The 5,195-nt window shown below is 63.2% G+C and carries 6 protein-coding genes and 1 pseudogene; 6 read left to right on the forward strand and 1 reads right to left on the reverse strand.

Features of this window, described 5'->3' with window-relative positions; genetic code table 11:
- The 4 genes and pseudogenes from istB (ACTJI6_RS23450) to ACTJI6_RS23465 all read left to right on the forward strand — a co-directional run.
- The coding region (gene istB, locus ACTJI6_RS23450) for an IS21-like element helper ATPase IstB (RefSeq protein ID WP_440803190.1) at nt 1–714 on the forward strand (714 nt) is incomplete at its 5' end.
- A gap of 160 nt (nt 715–874) precedes the next feature.
- Nucleotides 875–1,195: pseudogene (locus tag ACTJI6_RS23455) on the forward strand (DNA cytosine methyltransferase); the annotation flags it as partial.
- Between the two features lie 205 nt (nt 1,196–1,400).
- A complete protein-coding gene (locus tag ACTJI6_RS23460) occupies nt 1,401–1,883 on the forward strand; it encodes a hypothetical protein (RefSeq protein ID WP_440804150.1) in 483 nt (160 codons plus the stop codon).
- Nucleotides 1,880–2,101, forward strand: coding sequence for a DUF7220 family protein (locus tag ACTJI6_RS23465; protein WP_440804146.1), 222 nt, complete (start codon nt 1,880–1,882; stop codon nt 2,099–2,101). Before ACTJI6_RS23460 ends, ACTJI6_RS23465 begins: the two co-directional genes overlap by 4 nt.
- Before the next feature lie 97 nt (nt 2,102–2,198).
- On the opposite strand, the gene ACTJI6_RS23470 is transcribed toward ACTJI6_RS23465, so the two are convergent.
- Nucleotides 2,199–2,786 (reverse strand): hypothetical protein, encoded by a 588-nt coding sequence (locus ACTJI6_RS23470; RefSeq protein ID WP_440804148.1) that lies wholly within the window; start codon nt 2,784–2,786, stop codon nt 2,199–2,201.
- A 262-nt stretch (nt 2,787–3,048) separates the two neighbouring features.
- Between ACTJI6_RS23470 and istA the strand changes: the two genes are divergently transcribed.
- Nucleotides 3,049–4,581: an IS21 family transposase gene (gene istA, locus ACTJI6_RS23475; RefSeq protein WP_440797346.1), complete on the forward strand. Its 1,533-nt coding sequence runs from the start codon at nt 3,049–3,051 to the stop codon at nt 4,579–4,581.
- Nucleotides 4,571–5,195, forward strand: a 625-nt coding sequence (gene istB, locus ACTJI6_RS23480) for an IS21-like element helper ATPase IstB (protein WP_440797344.1), incomplete at its 3' end; no start/stop codon positions are given. The genes istA and istB (ACTJI6_RS23480), both read left to right, overlap by 11 nt.

Below are 5,195 nucleotides of genomic sequence, written 5' to 3' on the forward strand. Positions count from 1 at the left end.
CTGCCGACATTCCTGCGGGAACATCAGAAGCTGGCCTGGCAATGCGCGGCCGAAGGCATGGACCATGTCCGGTATCTCGCCCGGCTTGTCGAACTGGAGTTGGTTGACCGGGAGCGGCGGATGGTCGAGCGCCGCATCAAGGCCGCCAGGTTCCCTACGGTCAAAAGCCTCGACAGCTTCGACTTCAGCGCCATCCCGAAGCTCAACAAGATGCAGGTGCTGGAACTGGCCCGCTGCGAATGGATCGAGCGGCGCGAGAACGTCATTGCCCTCGGCCCAAGCGGCACGGGCAAGACGCACATTGCCCTTGGCCTCGGACTGGCGGCTTGCCAGAGGGGGCTCTCCGTTGGCTTCACCACCGCCGCAGCCCTGGTCAACGAACTGATGGAGGCCCGCGACGAACGTCGCCTGCTTCGCTTTCAGAAGCAGATGGCTGCCGTCAAGTTGCTGATCGTCGACGAACTGGGCTTCGTGCCGCTGTCCAAGACCGGCGCCGAATTGCTATTCGAGCTGATCTCGCACCGCTACGAGCGCGGCTCAACCCTGATCACCAGCAATATGCCCTTCGATGAATGGACCGAGACCTTCGGCTCCGAGCGCCTCACCGGCGCACTGCTCGACCGGCTGACCCACCACGTCAGCATCCTCGAAATGAACGGCGAGAGTTATCGCCTCGCCAACAGCACTGCCCGAAAGCGGCATCAAAAGTCCTGAGATCAGATCGCCTCGATTTGGCCCCAAGGGGCCAATGCGCCATGGCACGCGCCAGCTCTATGGTAAGCGCGCGCGCCATGGCGCAGGCCACCGCCACCTGGCCTGGTTTTACGCCGCCGAGTGGCCGGGTTTTGCACCGCCGTTGACACTCGTGGCGCGGATGGAAGACGCGTCCCTGGATCAGGCTGTTGTCTGGGACGACGTTGGAACCTTCGACGGCCGCCCTTGGCGCGGCGCGGTGGACATCATCACTGCGGGCTATCCGTGCCAGCCGTTCTCGGTTGCAGGCAAACGCCGGGGCGCTGACGACCCGCGCCACCTCTGGCCGCATGTCGCCCGCATCATCGGTGAGGTCGAGCCGCCCTTCGTCTTCCTCGAGAATGTCGCCCATCATCTCCGCCTCGGTTTCCCCGAAGTCGCCGCAGGACTGGTCGGCATGGGCTACCGCCTTGCGGCAGACCTCTTCACGGCGGCGGAAGTCGGCGCGCCCCACAAGCGCGAGCGGCTGTTCATCCTTGCCATCCGCGAGGGCGACGAACTGGCCGACCCCGCGCGCCTGCTCTGGGACCCGGTCGAGTGGCGGGAACCGGACGGAGCTGCTGCGGCTCTGGCCCACGCCCCGGGCCAGCGCCAACGAGAACCGGCAGACGAAGCCGACGCCGTCGCAGGAAGCGGGGCAGCACGGCATGAACCTCGCGACGACGGCTGCGATGTGGCCGACGCCGCAGATCGACAGCTTCCGCAGTCGGGGTGGCGAGCGGAAGGACGAAAAGGGTCTGGACCGCATGGCGCGGGACTGGCCGACGCCGATGGCGAACGATGGCTGCAAGCCGAGCGCGGGCAACCGGCGGACAGCAGACCTGACCCATGCAGCCGGGATGTGGATGACGCCGACGGCGCGCGATCACAAGGACGGGGCGACGAGCCTCGCGAACACCCCGGTGAACGGCCTGCTTGGCCGCCAGGTCCTGGTGACGCCGCTGGCTGGGAGCGATACCTCCGAGCCGCGCCGGACCTTGAACCCGCTGTTCGTCGAGGCACTGATGGGCTGGCCCACCGGGTGGACCGGCTTCGCCTCTGTGGCAACGGCGTGGTCCCCTTGGTTGCGGCGCATGCGCTGCGAACTCTCGCGGCTGAACTGCTGGCCGATGTATGAGGTGGCGACATGAAGCAGTCGCGCATCATGTCGCTGGTTGAGCCCGTCGCCAACGTGGTTGTGGGCTACGGCGTCACGGTGGCAACGCAGACACTGATCTTCCCGGTCTTCGGGCTGCACACGTCGCTGGCGCAGAACCTGAAGCTGGGCGCGGTGTTCACCGTGGTCAGCATCGCGCGGTCTTACGTCCTGCGGCGGCTGTTCGAGGCAATCCAGAATCGCATTCCTTAATGAAAGGTGCGAATCATACAAATTCAGTACCTGCTTTTCGGATTTTCTGTTCCTTGACGAAGGATAGGCATTCGCGTCGCGCGCACAAGCGGTCGGATTATGCGAAGGGAACGTCGTCCTTTGTAACTTCGAGAACTTCGGCGGTCGCGTCTTGATTACCAGTTGTAGGAACGTCGAACAGGAATCGCCGTAACTCAAGCGTTAACTCAGCGGCTTGCGCCGGAGACATCGTAGACAGTCGAGACTGGAACGCGCGCTCCGATGCCAGAAGGTCCACTGCGTGCTCCAACCGAATACGATCAATGAAAGCCTGCTTAACGTTTAGGTGGTCGAGGAGGACCACCTTGCGCAACCAAGCAGCTCCGAGGAGCAGAAGACCGAACAGCCACCAGATGTCCTCCGACTGGCGGATCGGCACCAACTTGAACAGCGTCGCAATCCCGTCGCGCAAGCTATCCGGCGGATAAAGAGCGATTGACGCGACTAGGGGCACCAGCATTGCAGCGATAGCATAACTGGTGAGGATTGCATTTATGCGCCAGTGAAAACGGTCGAAGAATGACGTGAGGGCTAAGCGCTCGGGCCGCAGGTATCGGCGCCACATCAGAACGGTTGCCAACCAACGCGAAACCAGACCGATAAAGAGGAGGACGACGGCGGCGGCGACCGCAACAAGAACTTCCATTCGTCATCCTCCATTAAGGTGCGTTGATCATGAATGCATGTAACCCTGAGTCGCGATCAACGAGAAGAACTCGATGACGTCAGGCAACAGCTGGGCATGCTGAACTTGCCTGTCCAATCAACGGTCCGCCGCCCGATGGGAGGCGAGTTTGTTGATTTCCACCCAGAACTGAGCCGGATAGGCTCGTAATTTCCACTGAGAATTGAGCCATGTGAACCTTTCCCCAAAGCGATGAGCGGCGGGGGTAACGGGAGTGATCCACATGGGACTTTTGAACATCATTCGACGCATGCACTTGCGGCAGAAGCTGTCGGTCCGCGAGATCGCGCGGCGCACCGGTTTGTCGCGCAACACGATTACGAAGCACCTGGCGGCAGACACGATCGAGCCGAAGTTCGCCACGCCGGATCGCCCGAGCAAGCTTGATCCTTTCGCCGAGAAGCTGGCCGGCTGGCTGAAGACGGAGGCCGGCAAGTCGCGCAAGCAGCGGCGGACGCTGAAGCAGATGCATGCCGATCTGGTCAAGCTGGGCTTCACCGGCTCCTACGGCCGGGTTGCGGCCTTTGCGCGGCAATGGCGCACAGATCGCCAGCGGGAACAGCAGACCACGGGCCGCGGCACCTTCGTTCCGCTGTCTTTCCGACCGGGAGAGGCCTTCCAGTTCGACTGGAGCGAAGACTACGGCCATCTGACGGACGAGCGCACCAAGCTTCAGATGGCGCATATCAAGCTGTCGCACAGCCGGGCCTTCCTGTTGCGCGCCTATCCGCTGCAGACCCACGAGATGCTGTTCGATGCCCATTGGCACGCGTTCCGTGTGTTCGGCGGCGTGCCTGAACGCGGCATCTACGACAACATGAAGACGGCAGTGGATCGTGTGGGCCGTGGCAAGGAGCGGCAGGTCAACCTCCGCTTCCTCGCCATGGCCAACCACTATGTCTTCGAGCCGGAGTTCTGCAATCCGGCAGCGGGTTGGGAGAAGGGACAGGTCGAGAAGAACGTTCAGGACTCCCGCCATCAGGTCTTACAAGGGATGCCGGGCTTTCCCGACCTTGCCATGATGAACACCTGGCTGGAACAGCGCTGCCTGGAGGTGTGGCAAGAGACCCCGCACGGCACGCTGCCCGGCACCATCGCCGATGTCTGGGCTGAGGAGCGGGCCGCATTGATGCCGTTGCCGCCGGCCTTTGACGGCTTCATCGAACTCAGCAAGCGCGTCTCGCCCACCTGCCTGATCAGCTTCGAGCGCAATCGCTACAGCGTTCCGGCATCCTTTGCGAACCGACCCGTCAGCCTGCGGATCTATCCGGACCGGCTGGTCGTGGCGGCCGAGGGCAACATCCTGTGCGAACATTGCCGCATCATCCAGCGCAGCCACAAGCTGCCACCGCGGACGATCTATGACTGGCGGCATTACCTGGCTGTTCTTCAGCGCAAGCCCGGGGCGTTGCGCAATGGCGCGCCCTTTGCCGAGTTCCCGCCTGCCTTCCGGCAGTTGCAGGAGCAGATGCTGCGCAAACCCGGCGGTGATCGGGAGATGGTCGACATCCTTGCCCTGGTTCTTCAGCACGACGAACAGGCCGTGCTGACGGCGGTGGAGTTGGCCCTGGCCGAGGGCGTGGCGACCAAGACCCATGTGCTGAACCTGTTACACCGGCTGGTCGATGGCAAGGTCATTGGCGGGCCGCCCCTCGATACCCCGCAGGCCCTGGCCCTGCGCCGTGAGCCAAAGGCCAATGTGGAGCGCTATGACGGCCTGCGCACCCAAGCTGCAGGAGGCCGTCATGCGTCATGATCCTGCCAGCGGCGCCATCGTCATCATGCTTCGCAGCCTGAAGATGCATGGCATGGCGCAGGCCGTGACGGACCTGATCGAGCAAGGGGCGCCGGCCTTTGACGCAGCCGTGCCGATCCTGTCTCAACTGCTGAAAGCCGAACTGGCCGAGCGCGAGGTCCGCTCCATCGCCTATCACATGAAGGCCGCACGCTTCCCCGCCTACAAGGACCTCTCGGGCTTCGACTTCTCAGCCAGCGAGATCAACGAAGCCACAGTCCGGCAACTCCACCGCTGCGAGTTCATGGACGGGGCCCAGAACATCGTCCTGATCGGCGGCCCGGGCACGGGGAAGACCCACATCGCAACCGCCCTCGGCGTCCAGGCCATCGAGCATCACCGCCGCAAGGTCCGCTTCTTCTCCACCATCGAACTGGTCAATGCCCTGGAACAGGAAAAGGCCAAGGGAAAGGCCGGGCAGATTGCCGAAAGCCTGACCCGCCTCGATCTCGTGATCCTCGATGAACTGGGATACCTGCCCTTCAGCGCCTCGGGCGGGGCGCTGCTCTTCCATCTGCTGAGCAAGCTCTATGAGCGGACCAGCGTCATCATCACCACCAACCTCAGCTTCAGCG

Source organism: Paracoccus sp. 22332 (assembly GCF_052045125.1).
GTDB lineage: Bacteria > Pseudomonadota > Alphaproteobacteria > Rhodobacterales > Rhodobacteraceae > Paracoccus > Paracoccus haematequi_A.